14 protein-coding genes and 1 pseudogene are annotated in these 19495 nt (G+C 39.8%); 2 read left to right on the top strand and 13 right to left on the bottom strand.

Annotation, left to right across the window (positions count from 1 at the left end):
• Positions 1–30: 30 nt before the first annotated feature.
• The 13 genes and pseudogenes from ODU41_RS04510 to uvrB all read right to left on the bottom strand — a co-directional run bounded on the left by ODU41_RS04510 (position 31) and on the right by uvrB (position 16300).
• Positions 31–1392 (bottom strand): aldehyde dehydrogenase family protein, encoded by a 1362-nt coding sequence (locus ODU41_RS04510; RefSeq protein ID WP_398578696.1) that lies wholly within the window; start codon positions 1390–1392, stop codon positions 31–33.
• A 15-nt stretch (positions 1393–1407) separates the two neighbouring features.
• Positions 1408–1725: a BMC domain-containing protein gene (locus ODU41_RS04505; RefSeq protein ID WP_024390052.1), complete on the bottom strand. Its 318-nt coding sequence runs from the start codon at positions 1723–1725 to the stop codon at positions 1408–1410.
• A gap of 14 nt (positions 1726–1739) precedes the next feature.
• The gene (locus ODU41_RS04500; protein WP_024400647.1) at positions 1740–2036 is read right to left on the bottom strand and encodes a BMC domain-containing protein; all 297 of its coding nucleotides are present in this window, start codon (positions 2034–2036) and stop codon (positions 1740–1742) included.
• Between the two features lie 12 nt (positions 2037–2048).
• Positions 2049–2333: a hypothetical protein gene (locus tag ODU41_RS04495; RefSeq protein ID WP_024400648.1), complete on the bottom strand. Its 285-nt coding sequence runs from the start codon at positions 2331–2333 to the stop codon at positions 2049–2051.
• Between the two features lie 3 nt (positions 2334–2336).
• Positions 2337–3332, bottom strand: a complete 996-nt coding sequence (locus ODU41_RS04490; protein ID WP_024400649.1) for a DMT family transporter — start codon at positions 3330–3332, stop codon at positions 2337–2339.
• Positions 3333–3365: 33 nt separating this feature from the next.
• A complete protein-coding gene (eutM, locus tag ODU41_RS04485; RefSeq protein WP_024390056.1) occupies positions 3366–3644 on the bottom strand; it encodes an ethanolamine utilization microcompartment protein EutM in 279 nt (92 codons plus the stop codon).
• Between the two features lie 416 nt (positions 3645–4060).
• Positions 4061–4930, bottom strand: coding sequence for a MerR family transcriptional regulator (locus ODU41_RS04480; RefSeq protein WP_024408817.1), 870 nt, complete (start codon positions 4928–4930; stop codon positions 4061–4063).
• Positions 4931–5366: 436 nt separating this feature from the next.
• Positions 5367–5834, bottom strand: a complete 468-nt coding sequence (locus ODU41_RS04475) for an 8-oxo-dGTP diphosphatase (RefSeq protein WP_074391068.1) — start codon at positions 5832–5834, stop codon at positions 5367–5369.
• Positions 5827–6330, bottom strand: a complete 504-nt coding sequence (locus ODU41_RS04470) for a GNAT family N-acetyltransferase (protein WP_172020596.1) — start codon at positions 6328–6330, stop codon at positions 5827–5829. Before ODU41_RS04470 ends, ODU41_RS04475 begins: the two co-directional genes overlap by 8 nt.
• Positions 6331–6407: 77 nt before the next feature.
• Positions 6408–12440 (bottom strand): ZmpA/ZmpB/ZmpC family metallo-endopeptidase, encoded by a 6033-nt coding sequence (locus ODU41_RS04465; RefSeq protein ID WP_398578695.1) that lies wholly within the window; start codon positions 12438–12440, stop codon positions 6408–6410.
• 185 nt (positions 12441–12625) lie between these two features.
• Positions 12626–12709 (bottom strand): annotated as a pseudogene (locus ODU41_RS04460) (UvrB/UvrC motif-containing protein); the annotation flags it as partial.
• Positions 12710–12787: 78 nt separating this feature from the next.
• Positions 12788–14251, bottom strand: a complete 1464-nt coding sequence (locus ODU41_RS04455) for a PIN-like domain-containing protein (protein ID WP_398578694.1) — start codon at positions 14249–14251, stop codon at positions 12788–12790.
• 60 nt (positions 14252–14311) lie between these two features.
• Positions 14312–16300 carry an excinuclease ABC subunit UvrB gene (gene uvrB / locus ODU41_RS04450; RefSeq protein ID WP_074391071.1) on the bottom strand — a complete coding sequence of 663 codons (1989 nt, stop codon included), beginning with the start codon at positions 16298–16300 and terminating at the stop codon, positions 14312–14314.
• A gap of 197 nt (positions 16301–16497) precedes the next feature.
• Here uvrB and ODU41_RS04445 point away from each other — a divergent pair, with 197 nt between their 5' ends.
• Complete coding sequence (locus ODU41_RS04445; protein WP_398578693.1) at positions 16498–18696, top strand: ABC transporter substrate-binding protein/permease; 2199 nt, start codon at positions 16498–16500, stop codon at positions 18694–18696.
• Positions 18696–19436 (top strand): amino acid ABC transporter ATP-binding protein, encoded by a 741-nt coding sequence (locus ODU41_RS04440; RefSeq protein ID WP_002940438.1) that lies wholly within the window; start codon positions 18696–18698, stop codon positions 19434–19436. Before ODU41_RS04445 ends, ODU41_RS04440 begins: the two co-directional genes overlap by 1 nt.
• The last annotated feature ends 59 nt before the right edge of the window (positions 19437–19495 follow it).

Genomic DNA, 19495 nt, shown 5'->3' with positions numbered 1-19495 from the left:
TGAATACTTCCTCTCTTTTAAACAATCACATTAAATTTTATCATTAAATTCAAAACCAACACGACGGGTATAGGTCAAATGTCTGGGTGTAATATTTTCTGAGCTATATCCTTTACCGGTTGTAATACCACCTAAAATTAATGAGGCAGGAAAATTAGAAACAATACCTGTCGCAACACATACTGTCGGAGCATTTACGACAATTCTTCCAACTTTTTTGACTAAAGCAAATTCTCTAATAATCTTCCAATCTTTGGAATGGATGGTAAGTGTGTGCCCCATTTTTAGTTCGTCTAATAGATTCATACACTTAACACAGGCCAATGTCCAATCAGGTTCTAAATACACTATTATTATCGGACACAGTAGTTTTCGACAAAAATAATCCTCTTCATTCATGTAATCTTGTATAGATATGAGGACCTTAGTTCCCTGAGGCACTTGTATACCAGCTTTCTCTGCTAACCAAATTGCTGACTTTCCGATGTAACTTCTGTTTACATTTTTTTCTGATTGTCTTAAAAATTTAGTTAATTTCTCAGTTTCTGTATCTGACAGCAAGTAAGCGCCATTCCTTTTCAGACTATCTTTAATTTGATCAGCAATAATATTTTCCGTAACAAGAAATTGTTCCGCTCCTGGTAAAATCCCATTCTGAAAACTCCTAGAGTGTACAACATCTCTAACTGCTTTTTCTAAATCTGCACTTCTCTCTATAAATACTGGGCCAGATGACTCTCCACCAAATATTAACGGAGTGTTTGTAACAAACTTATTTGATATATATTCTGAACATCCAATATTAAGAATGAGCGAAACCTTATCACTAGACAATAATTCTACTATTCCTGCATCACTGATTGTTTCTCCTAAACTGATACCACCTTCTGAATATCCCGACTCTTCTGCTAATATGATTAATTTTTTCAAACTATCTAAGGTTGCCTTAGTAGAACGTTTATTAGCAATAAACACCATGGCATTCCCTGTTTTCATTGCAAGTAAGCAAAGGTTTACTAATAGAGTAAATGTTGGATGTGAGGGCAATATAACCGCAACAACTCCTAAAGGGGCACCAATTTCTATACATTTTTCTTTGAGGTCGCCACCAATAATACCAACATAGTTCTCATTCTGCAATGTCTCACCAAAACGTTTAATAAAATGTGTACACAAGAAAAGTTCATCTTCTTCAACACCATAATCGTTTCCTGCAACAAAATCATGAACATATCCTTTCATACCAGACTGCAAAGATTTTATAAAAATAGAGATAATGGCATCTAAATCTTCTTGACTGTACTTTTCCAGATGAACAAAAGACATTTGACCGTTCAGAAGCAAATTTCGTATCTCTTGAATTGATTCTAAATCTTTGTCAATATATCTCATATCGTCCACACTTTCCTATTCTACTGTTTCTTCTGGGAACATCATTTCCAATGAATACTTATCAATAATTTTCTTCAAATCTTCATGAGGTCCTGGAATAACGACACTACTGTATACTTCAGTCCCCATCGTTTCTACTGCCTTAACCCCTGCTTCTACTGCTGTTTTACACGCAGCAGTCTCCCCCTGAACAATTACTGCAATATAGCCAGATGCAGTATTAACATATGCAATAACATCTACGTCTGAAGCTTTTACCATTGCATCTGCTGCTTCAAGTGCGTAGACAAGACCGAATGTCTCCACTGCTCCAATCGCTTGATATCTTTCCATTGCTTGCTCCTTTATCAATTATCAATATCATGTACAGAAACCATATCGCCAACTGACGAAATCGGTCTAGGCATCACATTTTGTGCTGTTAATTTCCCAATTGCATCTGCTGCACGTGCACCAGCTTCTACGGATGCCTCAACTGCCGCTACATCACCAACTACCATGATTGTTACTAATGTAGAACCAACATTTTCATATGAAACTAGCTTAACATTACTAGCTTTCAACATTTTATCGCACGCTTCTAGAGCTGGTACCAAACCAACCGTTTCAACAAGCCCTAAGGCTTGACCACCATGATATCTCATCTTTCTACTCCTTTAGCTTCGAAATTCTTTTGCGATATATTTCTCTACCGCATACCTACCGTCATCGTTTATTTGATAACGTATCCGTAAGTTACCATTTTCATCTAAATCATATCCAGTTTGAACCAGATAACCATTGCATTCCAAAGACATTAAATGCTCTAGGAATAAATCTTCCCTAAACTGTTTTTCATTTCCGAATTGAGGTTTTAAAGCTGACATAACTTGGAACACATCTGCTTCTTCCACAGTGTTCATATAATTAAGTACAGCAGTCCTTGCTGGTAATAATTTCATAGATTATTCCCCTTCTTTTCTAAAAAAATCCAATGGGTTAGTTGTTACTAGTATCGCTCCTCCAATAATAACAAGCGAACCAACTACAATCGTTGTAGTAATTGGTTGTCCCAAGAAGAGAATACTCAATAGGACACCCCAGAGAGCATAGGTAATATTTAATGACATTCCAATTGCAGTACCAACCATCGCATTCGAACGATACCATTCCATATATGAAATACCCACAAGAGTACCAGAAATTAATAAAAGGAATACTAAGAATGGTGATGTTAGTGTAGCGGTAAACAAGCCAGTAGCTCCGATAATTGGAACAATAACAACCATTTGTATCAAACCTGAAACCAATTGGCGTAACGTTACTGTAACTTCTGAGTCAAGCATCGCACCACCAAAACTTGAAATAGTTCCTTCTAGCCCCCAACATACTGCAGCTACAACAGCTAATATAATTCCTAAAGTGAAGTTAGGAGCTCCTTCCGGCTTCACTAAATTAATTACGATTGCACCAGCAACACACATCAACATCCCTGCAACAACACGCATATTTAATTTTTGCTTCAAGAAAATAGCGGAAAAAAGTGCTCCAAAAGCTGCTGTAGTTGCTGAAATCGGAATCGCAAATGCACCAGCCAAATATAGCCCAACTAAATAGGCTCCATTGGCAACCGGTCCTCCCAGAATATAACCAAGTACCATTATTTTTCCTGGTTTAGTAGCTAGCGTTCTGCCAAGCTCCTGAAACTTTCCATTTTTTATAACTCCTAATAAGAGCATGCATCCGCCGAGAAAATCGTTAATCGCCCCCATTACAAAAGGTGCGGCTAGAATACCTACGGCTGACTTAATGGGGTCAAAACCTTGTAGGATCATAATCACAAATGAGTATAATCCATAAAATAAGCCAGAAATAACTCCGCTTCGGATACCTGCAATATGGAATTTCCGAGTCGTTTCAACCATTTTTTGTTGTGCAATAGCGCTTGTTGTTTGTTCCATACAAATGTCCTTCCATTTCTAGCAAAACACTACTCATTTAGTCGTAGGCAAGATAGTTTCCACTTCGCTATGAGGACGTGGAATTACATGAACCGATATAAGTTCTCCTATTCTTTGTGCCGCAGCAGCGCCAGCATCCGTTGCTGCTTTGACAGCACCAACATCTCCTCTAACCAAGACAGTGACCAAACCGCCACCAACATGTTCTTTGCCGATTAAAGTAACGTTCGCTGCTTTAACCATTGCATCAGCCGCCTCTATTGAGCCGACTAATCCCTTAGTCTCAATCATTCCCAATGCTTCAGAACTCATGACACTACCTCCTTTATATATTTTTTACTAAATTGATAACTGTATTAATTACTTAATAGAGCAATAAAATTCTTGTCATAGTAACATTGTAAACCCTTCCATAAAGTCAAAGTCAATGATTTTTTTATAATCTACAAAAATAATCTTATTTTCTCCAAATTTATGAATTAATTCACCATTTCCCTATCTCTTACATTGATACTTAGTCAAAATATTCAACCATTTTAATTAGAATGTTTCCGCAATTTTAACAAATAAGCATAATTTCATATTTTTTGCAAGAAATTTGTCTGAAAAACTTTATCCTTAGGGAAAAGTTTGGAAGATGGGTAAAATTACTGTATTTTGTAATTGTAAAATAAAAAGATTGAGGATGATATTTTATATCATCCTCAATCCATTCCATTAATAAAATGTTATTTTCGATTAATTTCCTCCTGTGTAACAACAGGAATAATGATTTCCGTTACAAATTCATCTAAATTTTGAGTAACCCAGTAGTCAATAACATGTCTCTCATAACATTCATTTTTTAAATCATATTTATGTTCTTCAGCATAATCTATCAAACGCTCGTATGTTTTACCTATACACTCTAATGGTCCTATATGATAGCAACTCAAAGCCATGAAACCTCCAAAAGTTGAAAAGCTTGCTGACTCTGGAAAGCAATGTTGCAGAATTGTCGCAAACTCACTTTCTCCGTTCATCTTACTTAGATAAGAACTGTATTTTAAAATAACAGGACCTGACACCTCTAAGCTATGCGATTCTAAGTGCCTTATCCACTCAAGATTTATTATTGATTCCTTATAATTATAGTGATAAGGTTGTTCAAGGTAACAATAACTAGACTGCTCGGAATAGTATTTAACACTAATAATGGGTTCAGACTTTGAAACAGCAGATAGCTTCAGATTCTGTAAACATAATTCCCCCTCAATAATCAACTCTAACCAATCATCTACTGATGAAAGCGCAATTGATAACTCCTCACGTTCTGCATTTATCTCATCGCGTCTTTTCTTGAGATGATGATAGTGTGTTGAACAACCAGCTACACTAATTAACTCTTTAATTCTCTTTAGATTCAAACCAACTTGCTGATAGTACTTAATTAGCGGTATCAACAGTAAAGTTTCTTTATCATAATACCGATATCCATTCTCACTCGAAATATGCGTAGGATGGATTAGGTCTAAGCTTTCATAATAGCGTAGTGTTTTCGTTGAAACACAGCTCATTGCAGCTGCCCTACCGATTGAAAATAGATTGTCTACTCCCATACACCCTCCTCTTTTTATTAGTAATATAAGCATACGATATGACTTCATCTTAATATACAATTTATTAATTGTCAACGTTTTCACAAAGAATTATTAATTTCAAAAAAGAATATATATCCAATAAAAATATACTAGGCAACCGAAATTACAGACAAATCAAGTAATAAATAGCCGTTCAATATCCAATAATTCCTTATTTTATATAATAATACCTGCGAATTACAACACAAATAAAAAAGAAGCTCAGATTGAAAAAAAGTCCATTTTGGACAATTTTCTTCAATCTTTTTTCTTTATGTTGAAAATAAAAAACTCTCAGAAACACCGAAATATCAATGTTTCTAAGAGTTTAATAATTTGCTATCTTTCGTAAACTTCTTCAATTTTTTATATTTTTAGGAGTTTGTCTACGTTCTGAAGAAGCTATTTCTAGCTTCTACCTAAAATTCCTATCCCACTCTCCATCTTCATTTTTTCTAGTATAAAAGAACTCGGACAAATCTGGCTCATCCATGACTTTCAGTATTTCTAGCAAATCATAGGCCAAATCCATCTGAGGCAGCTCCGACTTCTCGACCCAACGTACCTCACCTTCTTCAGTTGATCGGATAGTTCCTGTAAACTCTGTTGCCTTATAGAGAAATACAATATAACGATGCCCTTCCTTATCCGGCCAATGCTTTATTCCGACTAATCGTGCATTTCCAATCGTCAAGCCAGTCTCCTCAAAGACCTCACGAACAACCGAATCATGGAAATTCTCGCCTTCTTCAATATGTCCACCTGGAAAGGCAACACCAGACCAACGATAACGCTTGGGATCTCGAATCTGTACAACGACCTTCCCTTCCTTATCTTCGATTAGACACATGTTGGTCAAAGTGACCATTTCTTTTCTAGCCATTTTCTCTCCCTTTCTGTTTTAAAATCATTCTATATTCTGTACGTTCTGCACCTAAATTGACCGTTTTTTTGACACCATCAAATCGGAAACCAACTTTTTCATAGAAGGCAATGGCACGCGCATTCCCCTCCAATACCCAGAGAGTAACGCTTTCGTAGCTCTGCAATTTTTCCAAAGCTGCCTGCATGAGCTGGTAGCCTATCTTCTGATCATAATAGTCCGCCAAGACATAGAGGGCGTAGAGCTCCCCTGCCCCTTGCAAATCCTCCTGACTAGACGAGCCGTAACAGGCAAAACCAACCACCTTATCATCCATCACAGCTATCAAGATATTCTGAGGATACCGAACCGCCCAGTCTTGACAGCGTTCTAAGGTGTAAGTATTCTTTAAAAATTCCTGAGGTAACAAGTCAGCATAGGCTTCCTGCCAAGCCTTCCAATGTACATAGGCCTTGCCTAGCATTTCACTTTCCGTTTCCAGTGGTTTAATCATCATCTAATATACCTCCGAATTTTTTCCTCTAGTATACATTAAAAAACAAGTTGGCACAAGACCAACTTGTTAATGATTATTTAATTAAAAATCGATGTTCTGAAGTCATTTGTAGAGTTCATCAAGGCTTGATAAACTTTTACTTTGAGTGCATGAACTCGACTGTTGTTCAAGTTGAGACTGTTCGCTTGGATGTCTGCTTCCATAGCTTCTTTCATCAAGGCTTGCAACTGTTCAAAGCTTGTGACAGTCACTTCCTTGGTCGAATCAGCAACACCAAGTTCATACTGCATGGTAAACGGTTTGAGTTGGCCTGCTGCAGCTTTTTCCAAACGCTCAGTAAACATGGCTTTCTTGAATTCAGCCCATGTAGCATACTGACCTTGGAAGACATATTCTAGAACATGGTCATCCGTAATCAAACCAGTATCTTTCTTGTTCCAAGTATCGTAGATGATTGAGCCTTTCTCCATAGCAAGGTCAGATAATTGCCCAGAAGCATACGGTACGAAACCATCTGTGTAGCCTTTAGCAGCAATCAATTCAAAGGCCATACGGCGGAACATGATGTCGCCTGGTGAACCTTTTGAGTTTGAAAGGGCTGAGAAGTTAGCTGCAAACATTGGAACACTGACATAACTATTTCGATCCCATTTCTTGCTTGTGTTAGTTGGATTGTTGACATATTGGCGCTGAACGATAATACTCTGATCAATCAAATCATTGAAGGTTTTCAAGCTTGCAACTTCATCATCGGTCAATGCACGCGCAGAGTTTCCAGCATGGGTATCAACACCATTATTTTGGACATAGTAGTTTTCAATCTTACGCAACCAAGCTTTCTTCGTTGCATCCGATTGAGCCAAGATGTTTGTACCTTCTAGGTAATCCAGCAAGTAAAGCACATCGAACTGGTTATGGTAATACTCATTGAAATCAGCTTCGCTATTGAAACGTGCAACTGGATCTCCGACATGGACACGGTTGGCATCATCGCTATTATAGACTGCGTTGAATCCAAGGTTCATCTCAGTGACATTGAAGACATTTTGCAGAAGACCTTGAGCGTAAACTTCCATACCTTGACCGATTCGGCGGCCATAGCCTTTCAGATAAATATCGCCATCTTGGTTGTGGACCATTTCGTGGGTATAAAGGGCTGTACCATAATCTGACAGCATATCGTAAGTGATATAGTAGGTCTCACTTCCATCCGCAAAGGCAGTCTTAATAGACGGATGCTCACGGTACCACTTGTTGATAGGACCGTAGAAATCTTGGATAGCATCAACATCGGCTGTCAAGTTGCGATAAGACTTCGTGCCATCTTTACCGTACATGACGTAACCTTCGTTATTGAGGACAGATCTGAAGAGCTTGTCACGGTTGGCTTCGTCCATCATCTTATACCAGAAGTCCGCATTGTCACGTTGGCGTTCTGCCGCCAAATCAACCATCTGACGAACCTTATCACGATTTTCCACTGTTGAATAATCATCTACATAGTGCTCATATGAACCAATCGCGATGGTGTTCATGTTTGTGATAATAAAGATATTTTCTTGTGGCAGGGTCAAAAGTGGCAAGAGCATGTGGTTGTACTTCCAAGTTGGATTAGACACCGTATCATTCACAATCTTGCTGTAGGCACCGACATTGTACTTGCTGTAAGTATCTGTCGTTTCCTGCTTAGCAGCTACTTCTGGAATCAAGGACTTACCTTCAACCACATAGGCTTTAGTGGTTTGTTTGAACCATTCATTGTTGGTCATTTCTGGCAAGAAGAGCTGACGATAGTCTTCCAGCATATCAAAAAGCTTGGTCTGATTATTTTGTTTACCAATGATGGATGCAAAAGTGGTCACGTTGTTGTGGGCACGAAGAACATCGTAGCCACCATTACCAATTGCAAGAATCATATCAAGAGCAGACGCCGCATCATTTCCGAAGAAGTCAGGTTCAAATATTGTCAAATCTTTGGTATTCATCTCTCCAAAGTTGATGTCATACCAACGGTTCAAGTAGGTCAAACCGAGCACAAAGGCTTCTTTGTTATTGGTGATTTTCTCTTTGATGTAGTCTTCAGAAGCCTGACCTTGACCATTTAGACTAGCAACCAAAATCTTACGAACGTTGCTCTCTAGGTTAGCTTTCACTTGTTCAAAGCTTTCACCAAAGTAGAAGTCTTTAGCTGTGCCAGTCTGAGTATCTGCATTTAATTTTGTAGGATAATTGATAATAGCCTTCATAGCATCCGAATCGAGGACAACCGTAGAAAGGCTGCTTACCAAGTCGTTGACAAGGGCACTTCTGTCATTCAAGAATGATTCTGGCGTGTAAATCAAGTCCGTACCTGAAATAGTGTACTCAACCACATGATTATTCTTGAAGTCTTCTAGATAAGAAACTGTCTTGTAGTCCACAGTGCCATCTGTATAGTGAAGCATAATCTTATTGATATTGGCCTTCTCAGCGTAGACATCAGCAACTACAACATTGTCCTTCATTGGAACAACATCCAGCAAACGAACCTTGTTGAGCTTATCGTCTGTCGCAATCTTGTTTCCATAATAGACAAGAAGTTCCTTGTTGTAGAATGGCAATATTTTCTCCATGTTGTAGTAGGCGATTTCATGGTCAGCCTGTGCCTTATCCAAGGTCAAGTAGTCTACTGAATAATGATTGAGATTAAGCGGTACAGAATCGTCAATTGTCGCTTGAATATTCATCGTTTCCACTTTTGCTTGAGCTTCTTCATCAGTGATAACAGTGACATTACTCAAGCTATCGGATGTTGTTGTAAATCCGTCTTTAATCTTACCATTTGGATTTGCTGGTTGACCGATAATGCTTGTCTCACCAGTCATATCACTGATAACATTGTTAACATTACCACTATATGGAGCATAGGCACCCGTTACTTGGTTGGCACCTGCGATTCCGCCGACAATGGCTGCCGATTCAGTCGTCACAATGGAACCAGTTGCATAAGAATTATAGACGCTTCCTGGTACATCGTAGACAAGCATGGTACGACCGACGATACCACCAGCTACTTGATTTGCCGTACCTGGGAGGGTAATGGTCGCATCAACCTTGGCATTTCCAACACTTGCCATCGTACCGTTACCCAAGATACCACCAGTTAGGCTGGCTTCAGTTCCAGTTACTTCAATACTTCCCTTGAAGGATACATCCTTGATAGTAGAGTTGGTTGCAGAATGAACTAGACCAGAAACATGTTGCGGACCTTTAAGGCTTGCTTCTACTGCTACGTTTGTAATGGTTGCTCCATTGGCATTGATAGCAATTGTCGCAAGTGGGTTCTTAGAGGTTGTGTTTAGGCTAGCATTTTTGATGTCCAAGTTTTGAACTTTACCACCAAGGTTAAAGAACAATGGTGCTTTCAAGTTGCTGATAGAAAAGGCGTAGCCGTCATTTAAGCCATCCAAGGTACCGCTAAAGTTGGTCACATACGATGCAACATCTCCAACAGGAACTTCACTTGCGTCCAAATGTGCTCCTAGTTTGAAGGTGCCTTTTGGATTTGCCTTCATAGCGTCAATCAAAGCTTTGAAAGATGTGTAGGTATTTGCATCAGTCGCCATCTTAGGAATATAGAATTCACGGTTGGCAACGTATTGGGCATCCTTGTCCTGTACCAATTCATCAAAGGATGAAACTAGTTTGAAGACTGCCTTGCCATTCAAGGTAGTTTCTTCAACGCTTGACACAGGTAGGTAAACTTCCTTGAAACGGTCTGAAGTCACCTTGATAAACAATTCATCGGTGGATGTTGGCAGTTCTTCCAAGAATTCTTGACCGATGTAGCTACCATTTTTACGACGGTAAACAGTCACCGCATCAATATCCTTGATTTCAATCTTCTTGTAGACCAAATCAAATTTGCGCATGCTTTCAATAATGGCTTCTTGCTCTGAACTTTGTTCTTGTTCATCTAGGGTATAGAATATCTTGGTCTTCACAGTATAGTCTGTGTAGAAGTCGAGATTTTCTAGGGTAATTTCGCCATTTGGATCGTCAATAGCTTGCTCTTTAACCAAGGCACCTGTATTGTCATACAAAAGTGCAACTGCTCTGAGGAAATTAGATGTTTCATCTGTCAACTTGTAGCTAATTGTCGCTGACTTGGCATCGTCATTTTCAACCAAGTCTGTGATAATCACTTGTGGTACTTTTTCAACCTTTGTACCACGCGCAATGACTTGCTTGACTGGTTGCTTAGTAATTTCTTCCGTTACAGTAGGATTTTCCTGACGAACGCCCTTGATAGTCTGGTAAGTTGTTGTAACTGTCTTAGAGCCATTTACACCCGCCGTTACAACTTTGGTCTTACCTTCTAGCAGTGTCGGGTCGTCAACATACTCTGTTTCAAAGGTAATTTCAACTTGATTCGTTTCGGTTTCCGTACCTTCTATTGGTTTTGTTCCTTTGAGAACCTCTTTCGTTGTTGGCTCTTCAAGGACTTTCTCAGTCACTGTTGGGTTTGGTTGACGGACTCCGTTGATTGTCTGGTAAGTAGTGGTAACTTCCTTAGAACCAACCTTACCTTCATTAACAACTTTTTCTTCTCCAACATAAAGTTCTTCTGCTTCTGTGACTGTCGTTTCAAACGGAAGCTCTTCTGTTACGACAACGGTTTCAACTCCAAGAACATCTGCTGTTTTCGTACCTACTCTTACAACTTCTGTTACTGGTGCTTTTGTCACTACATCTGAAACTTGTTCGGATTTAATTAGTACACCATCGGCATAATAATTCTTAGTCTCGATTGTCCGAACACCAGCTTGTCCCTTCTGTTCAACTTCACGACTACCTTCTGCCAAGTTTGCATCATAGATTTCTTGCAAATCGAAGGCAATAGCTTCTGTATGAGTAAGCGTTTCTTCTGTTAAAGAAATCGTTGGAACTTCATGGCTAGGTGCCGAATCTGGTACACTTGTGACTGGCTTTGTTCCAACATGGATAATCTGTGGAGTAGCAGGTTGGTTAATCGTTTCAGAGACAGTTTCTGTTTTTACTAAAATACCGTCGATGTAGGTTTTCTTTGTCTCAATTGTCTTTTGTCCAGCTTTACCTTCTTGCACAATCTGTCTTGTACCTTCTAGCAAGGTATCATCAGCAACTTCTTGTGTTTCAAAAGGAATAGACTCCGTGTAGGTAGATACTTCTTCTGTTGTCTGTAAGGTAGGTAACTCGTGACTAGGCGCTGTATCTGGTACTTCTGTAACAATATCATCGGTTGCTTGTTTTGTACCAACTTCAACAATCTTTGGAACAGCAGTTTTTGTAACCGTCGAGGAAAGCTCTTCTTCCGAAATAATTTGACCTTTTGAATGGACTTGTTTAATCGTTACAGTACGCTCCCCATCCTGTCCTTCCTGTACCACTCGCTCTGTCCCCGCAGATAATTGAGGATTTTCTACGGTTTGAATTTCAAATGGAATGGCCTCTGTCTTGTTGACAATAGTTTCTGTACGGATTCCTTCTGAAGTAGCTTGTTCAATAGCTTTGCTATCCTTCAAATATCCTACATAAACGTAGCCATCAATCTCAGCTGGGGCCGGTAACGCTTGTCCGGCAGATATTTCGATAGCATGGTTATATTGAGCCAAAATTTGACTCGTCAATGCTGAGCTAGTTGGACCCAAGAAGCTTGCTCCTGTAGCTGTCAAAAGGATGACACCCGTCAACTCCTTCTTACCTTTTTTACCAAATCTAACAGCCAATAATAGGAGAGACACTCCGCCCGCCACCAATAGTCCGGTTTCTACGGAGCCAGTATTTGGCAAAACTTGAGACGAGCTTGTCGATGGAGTAGATGCTGTGCCAGTAGCTGGACGATAGATCAGGTAATAATTTGCATCCGTTTCCTGAGCTAAGCCAGGCAAGTCACGAATAATCAACTCCTTTTCCGCATCTGTCAATTCTTGCTCTGTCACATAGGAATAATTGATAGACTGAGCACTAGCTGACGGTGCTGCTGCGACCGACGATGCAAAAAACAAACTTGCTACAGCTGCCGAGACAAGTCCAATTGACAGTTTCCGAAAACCGAACCGCTGTCGTTTTTCACCAAAAATATTTTTCATAAAAACTCCCCTATTCCCTAAATAGTATAGAAACCATTATAACCTTTTATAGGGACAGGGACAAATTTTTTGTCCCTAAGTCCCCAAGTAAAAATTTTAAGTATTATAAAAGGTGGCAGGTCAATTTCTACCTGCCGCCTATTGTAATTTCATTCTACTTAAATCACTGAATTTAGCAACTCTTACTACATATTTTTCAACTCAATAACCATGTCACGAATCTGGGCTGCCAATTCAAAGTCAAGTACTTCTGCAGCTTCCTGCATTTGTCCTTCAGTTAAAATTAAACTAGTACATATTTCCTTCTACTCATTTACCATTATAACTCATCTAAATGGATAAAGATATTAAATGAAATAATAATCAACAATTACAATATTTTCAAACATATCATAATCCATCTCATACGTAAACTCAATCGTAAATTCTAAATCACGACTGCTTGATTCATAAAAGAATTCTTCTTCTCCTTGTTCAAAATCAGGATTTTTTGTAACAATATTAAATTCTACTTCAGCATTAACAATTGCAGTACAAGTAATCTCATAAAAATTATCTTCAAAAGCATACTCATCAATATTAGAACTCAATATATGAATATCTTCAAACTCTCCCCAGCCTGAAAAATATTCTCCTTCAAAATCCATATTGGGTAACTTATCTTCAACATATTCAGCCAACGAATCCATAATGTTATAATCTTGATTCAATTTTTCTTCAAGTTCAAATATATCCGTAACCTCTCGTCTCTCAACTTTAGAAGTAAAACTATTACTTAAAGATGATGTTGCCTTCGTAAAGGCTTGAACCATATCTTTCGACTGTTGGGGAGCTAACGAAGACATTGAATTAGCAAGCTCTTCAAGGGTATCACCAATTGATTTAGCCATTCGGTTAGAGATTTCACTACCAGAAAATCTCTTAATAAATTCAAGCTCATCCATCAAATAAAAACTAGCTCCTGACTTCTCCCTCATCTCCTCAATCAGTTCAATTCTCGGTCCAACCACCTGATATTTATCTTTACCCTTTTCATCTTTTCCAACTAATACTTTATAATTCAAATCAGTTTTATCAGGACGTTTTCCATCAGATGTCACAAATACAACATTTTTTATATCACTCTCTGAAGATTTTTCCAGCATATCTTCCCAAATAATTAAATCCCCAAACTTTTGTTGATAGACAATACCATTATAACCTCTGCTGTCTTTCTTATTTTTATCATTAAATCCCGGCGGAATATCTTTCTTATAGCGTTCCTCTCCTCGTTTCTCAACCTCATTTATCCAATCCTGCCCATAGCGTTTTCGTGTCTTCTGCTCTAAAATCTCGATTAATGAAGAAAAAGTTGCTTTTTGAGTGTCACTTATTGAAGAAATCTTTTCCAGTAGTTTCGCCTCTATTCCTAATTCACTTGAATCTAACAGACTACTTAAGTAAGAACTCAGCTCCTCTTGCTGTAAGTCATTTCGAAAAGTTAGACTAGAAAATAATGTCTTAGCTGCCTCACTTTTTATCTTATTCCAATTTTTATTGAATCTACTCTTAAATTTTTCAACATTCACTTTACTTAACAATAAAGTCTCAGATTTATGAAAATGGAATTCCAATGCAACTAAGTAGGGAATGTAGATAAAATCTTGAACTTTCTCTATTGTTTCAAAATATTTTTTGGCTGCTTCGGGAGTAAAGCGAAATACATTCAATAACGAATTGGTATCAAATACAATAATTGTATTTTCTTTAGTTATTGAATCAATACTCAAATCATTTCTATAAAAACCATAGAATTCATCTTTAAAATTCATTTTCTTCTCTTTCATTGTGCAATAGTATAACCATTATAAGACTGAAAATTATCAATTCTCCTACCCCATCGCTTTCAACTCGATGACCATATCACGAATCTGCGCTGCCAGTTCAAAGTCAAGCACTTCTGCTGCTTCCTGCATTTGAACTTCCAGTTTCTTGATCATAGCCTTGCGTTCATCTTTGTTGAGGGCATTGAAGTCCACCACTTCTTCCTTGTCCTGAGTGACAGCCTTGGTCACGCTAATCAGGTCACGGATTTCCTTTTTAATAGTTTGTGGAATGATACTATGTTCTTCATTATAAGCTATCTGGATTTGACGGCGGCGGGCGGTTTCCTCCATAGCCTTGCGCATGGACTCGGTGACCTTATCCGCATACATAATCACATGACCTTCAGAGTTACGAGCTGCCCGACCAATTGTCTGGATGAGCCCCCGTTCATTACGGAGGAAGCCTTCCTTGTCAGCATCTAGAATAGCGACCAGACTGACTTCTGGCACGTCAATCCCTTCACGCAAGAGGTTAATCCCTATCAAGACATCAAAGACACCCAGGCGCAAATCACGGATAATCTCCGTACGCTCCAAGGTCTTGATGTCCGAGTGCATATACTTGACCTTGACCCCCATTTCTTTCAGGTAGTCGGTCAAGTCCTCTGCCATTTTCTTGGTCAGGGTAGTGATAAAGGTCCGCTCACCTTTCTCAACACGGGCATTGATTTCACCCAAGAGGTCATCCATTTGACCCATGGTTGGACGGACTTCCACTTCTGGATCCAAAAGCCCTGTCGGCCGAATAATCTGCTCGACAACGGTATCAGTCTGCTCCATTTCATAATCACCCGGCGTCGCAGATACATAGACAATCTGGTGGACATGGCTCTCAAATTCTTCCCTGCGCAGCGGACGGTTGTCCAGTGCACTCGGGAGACGGAAACCATAGTTGACCAACATCTCCTTGCGTGAGCGGTCACCATTGTACATCCCCTTAATCTGCCCCATGGTCATGTGGCTCTCGTCAATCATAATCAGGTAGTCTTCAGGGAAAAAGTCCAGCAGTGTGTACGGAGGCTCGCCCTCGCTTCGCCCGTCCATGTGTCGTGAATAGTTCTCAACTCCGTTGGTGTAACCCATTTCCCGAAGCATTTCGATGTCGTAGTCGGTTCGTTGTTTCAATCGCTGAGCTTCTAAGAGTTTTCCTTCTGCCTCAAAGACCTTGAGCTGCTCTTCCAGTTCCGCCTGAATCTTGGCAATAGCCGTTTCCATATGGTCATCGTTAGTCACGAAGTGGGTGGCAGGGAAAATCGCCAAGTGATCCACATCGCCCAAAACCTTACCTGTCAGGCTTTCAATCTCACGAATGCGGTCGATTTCATCCCCGAAAAACTCCACACGGAAGGCATGTTCATCACGAGAAGCCGGGAAAATCTCCACCACATCTCCACGTACACGGAAACGTCCCCGTTGGAAGTCGATGTCGTTGCGCTCAAACTGAATATCTACCAGAGAGTTGAGCAACTGATCACGGGAAATCTCCTGACCTGGGCGCAGACTGACCACGCTATCTGAATATTCCTTGGGTGAACCCAAACCGTAGATACAAGAAACAGAAGCCACGACAATAACATCGTTTCGCTCCAGCAGGGCTGAGGTCGCTGAGTGACGGAGTTTGTCAATCTCATCATTGACCGAACTATCCTTTTCGATATAGGTGTCGCTAGACGGTACATAAGCTTCTGGCTGGTAGTAATCATAGTAAGATACGAAGTATTCGACCGCATTTTCTGGGAAGAATTCCTTAAACTCACTGTAGAGCTGACCAGCCAAGGTCTTGTTGTGGGCGATGACTAGGGTCGGCTTATTGACACGGGCGATGACCTGACTCATAGTGTAGGTCTTACCAGTACCCGTCGCCCCCATGAGAATCTGGGCTTTTTCGCCCCCCTCGATGTTATCAACCAAGGTTTCAATGGCTTGGGGCTGGTCACCAGACGGTGCATATTTTGACACAAGTTTAAATTGGTTTTCAGTATTTCGATTGATCATACTCCTATTTTATCATAAGTTCGACTAATGGAGAAACATTCTAAACCATTCACAACTATGTCCAAAATATTAAATTTTCTCACATTTTAATGACTTTGTATGTCAGAAATTCTAACATTATAAAAACCTCGATTTTGCATTAATTTTCAGAATATGATATACTAGGACAGTTATTTTATAATAGAAGGAGTATGGAAATGAAGAAAAAATTACTCATGTTATTGGCAAGCATTTTGCCTGTATTCTTTATTTTTACTGGCGTTAAAGCTGACGATACTATTGATATCGTATTTGACAATGCTTACGCCCCATTCGAGTTTAAAGACTCAGATCAAATTTATAAAGGATTAGATGTTGACATCATCAACGAAGTAGCCAAGCGCTCAGGTTGGACCATGAATCAAAGCTTCCCAGGATTTGATGCAGCTGTAAACGCTGTACAGGCTGGATCTGCGGACGCCCTAATGGCAGGTACAACTATCACCGAAGCGCGTAAGAAAGTATTTACTTTCTCAGACCCTTACTTCGACACCAAAATCGTTATCGCTACCACAAAGGCAAATACCATCTCTTCATATAAGGACCTTAAAGGCAAGACTGTCGGTGTCAAAAACGGTACCGCAGCCCAAAACTTCCTAGAAGAAAACAAAGACAAGTACGGATACAACGTAAAAACTTTTGATACTGGCGATTTGATGTATAATAGCCTTTCTGCTGGTGCTGTTGATGCAGTCATGGACGACGAAGCGGTTATTCAATACGCTATCCAACAAGGTCAAGACCTAAGCATTGACATCGAAGGCGAAGCCATCGGTTCATTTGGTTTCTCTGTAAAAAAAGGTAGCCAATATGAATATCTTGTTGAAGACTTTAACAAGGCTTTAGCTGAGATGAAGAAAGATGGCACCTACGAAACAATCATGAACAAATGGTTAGGAGCTTCTACCACTTCTGCCGAAAGTACAGATTACTCGTCTCGTTTAAGCTTGACAGGAAACGCATCAGCTAAAGCAACACCTGTCAAATCAAGCTACACAATTGTGGCAGATTCTTCTTTTGCTCCATTTGAATACCAAGATGAATCAGGTAACTATGTCGGAATCGATATGGAATTAATCAAGGCAATCGCTGAACAACAAGGATTTACTATTACCATTCAAAACCCTGGTTTCGACGCTGCACTAAATGCTGTTCAAGCTGGACAAGCTGATGCAGTTATTGCCGGTATGTCTATCACAGACGCTCGTAAGGAAATCTTTGACTTCTCAAACGCCTACTATACTTCAAACATCCTATTAGCTGTTAAAAATGGTAGTGACATCGCTTCTTACGAAGACTTAAAAGGGAAAACTGTTGGAGCTAAAAATGGTACTGCTTCATATAGTTTCTTGGAAGAAAACAAGTCAAAATACGGTTACACCCTAAAAGCCTTCGACGAAGCTTCAAGTATGTATGACAGTTTAAACTCTGGTTCTATTGATGCTCTTATGGATGACGAAGCGGTTCTTCTATATGCCATCCAACAAGGTCGCAACTTTGCAACACCAATTCCTGGCGAAAAATCAGGTGAGTACGGATTTGCTGTTAAAAAAGGTGCCAACCCAGAATTGATTGAAATGTTTAACAACGGCTTAGCTGCCCTAGTTGAATCAGGCAAGTATGATGAAATCCTTAATAAGTATTTCAACTCAACTGAAGAAGCAAGCGCAACAACTTCAACTGTTGATGAGACAACGATTGTTGGTCTTTTGAAAAACAACTACGGTCAGTTGCTCTCAGGTCTTGGTATCACAATTGGACTTGCCCTTCTATCATTTGCTATTGCAATTGTCATCGGTATTATCTTCGGTATGTTTGCAGTCAGCCCAGTTAAAGCACTCCGTATTACTTCATCTGTTTTTGTAGATGTTGTTCGTGGTATTCCGCTCATGATTGTCGCTGCATTCATCTTCTGGGGTATTCCAAACTTAATCGAGTCGATCACTGGTCAACAATCTCCAATCAATGACTTTGTCGCTGGTACGATTGCCCTATCCCTCAACTCTGGTGCCTATATTGCTGAGATTGTTCGTGGTGGTATTCAGGCAGTTCCAGCTGGTCAGATGGAAGCATCTCGCAGTTTGGGTATTTCCTACGGAACAACCATGCGTAAGATTATCCTACCTCAAGCTGGTAAAATTATGTTGCCTAACTTTATCAACCAGTTTGTTATTACTCTGAAAGATACTACTATCATTTCTGCGATTGGTTTGGTAGAACTCTTCCAAGCAGGTAAAATCATTATTGCACGTAACTACCAATCCTTCCGTATGTATGCAATTCTTGCCATCATTTACTTGGTAGTTATCACACTCTTGACTCGCTTAGCACGCAAACTCGAAAAAGGAGGCAAATAATGGCTCAATTAAAAATCAACGTCCATGACTTACACAAGTCTTATGGAAAAAACGAGGTCCTCAAAGGTATTACTGCTAAGTTCTATGAAGGTGATGTTGTTTGTATCATCGGCCCTTCTGGTTCAGGTAAATCGACCTTCCTTCGTACAATGAACTTACTTGAAACCATTACAAGTGGTCAAGTAACAGTCGATGGATATGACTTAACCGATCCTAAGACAGATGTTGACGCCTTCCGTTCAAATGTCGGAATGGTATTCCAACACTTCAACCTCTTCCCACATATGTCTGTACTTGATAACATCACATTTGCGCCAATCGAACACAAATTGATGGACAAATCTGAAGCTGAAAAAGTCGGCATGGAATTATTGGAAAAAGTTGGATTGGCAGACAAACGCGACGCTATGCCAGACAGCCTTTCAGGTGGTCAGAAGCAACGTGTTGCCATCGCTCGTGCCCTCGCTATGAACCCAGACATCATGCTCTTTGACGAACCAACTTCCGCCCTTGACCCTGAAATGGTTGGCGATGTACTCAACGTTATGAAAGACTTGGCTGAGCAAGGTATGACCATGTTGATCGTCACACACGAAATGGGCTTCGCTCGCAAGGTTGCTAACCGCGTTATCTTCACTGATGGCGGTGAGTTCCTTGAAGATGGTACACCAGAGCAAATCTTTGACAACCCACAACATCCACGTTTACAAGACTTCCTAGATAAGGTATTGAACGTATAAAATACAAAAAGCCTTTGACCAAGTGTGTCAGAGGCTTTTTAACATCTCACAATTAATAC

Source organism: Streptococcus sp. 2022WUSS083, assembly GCF_044427155.1.
In the GTDB taxonomy this organism is placed as follows: Bacteria; Bacillota; Bacilli; order Lactobacillales; family Streptococcaceae; genus Streptococcus; species Streptococcus hashimotonensis.
This window is presented reverse-complemented; position numbering and strand designations above follow the sequence as displayed.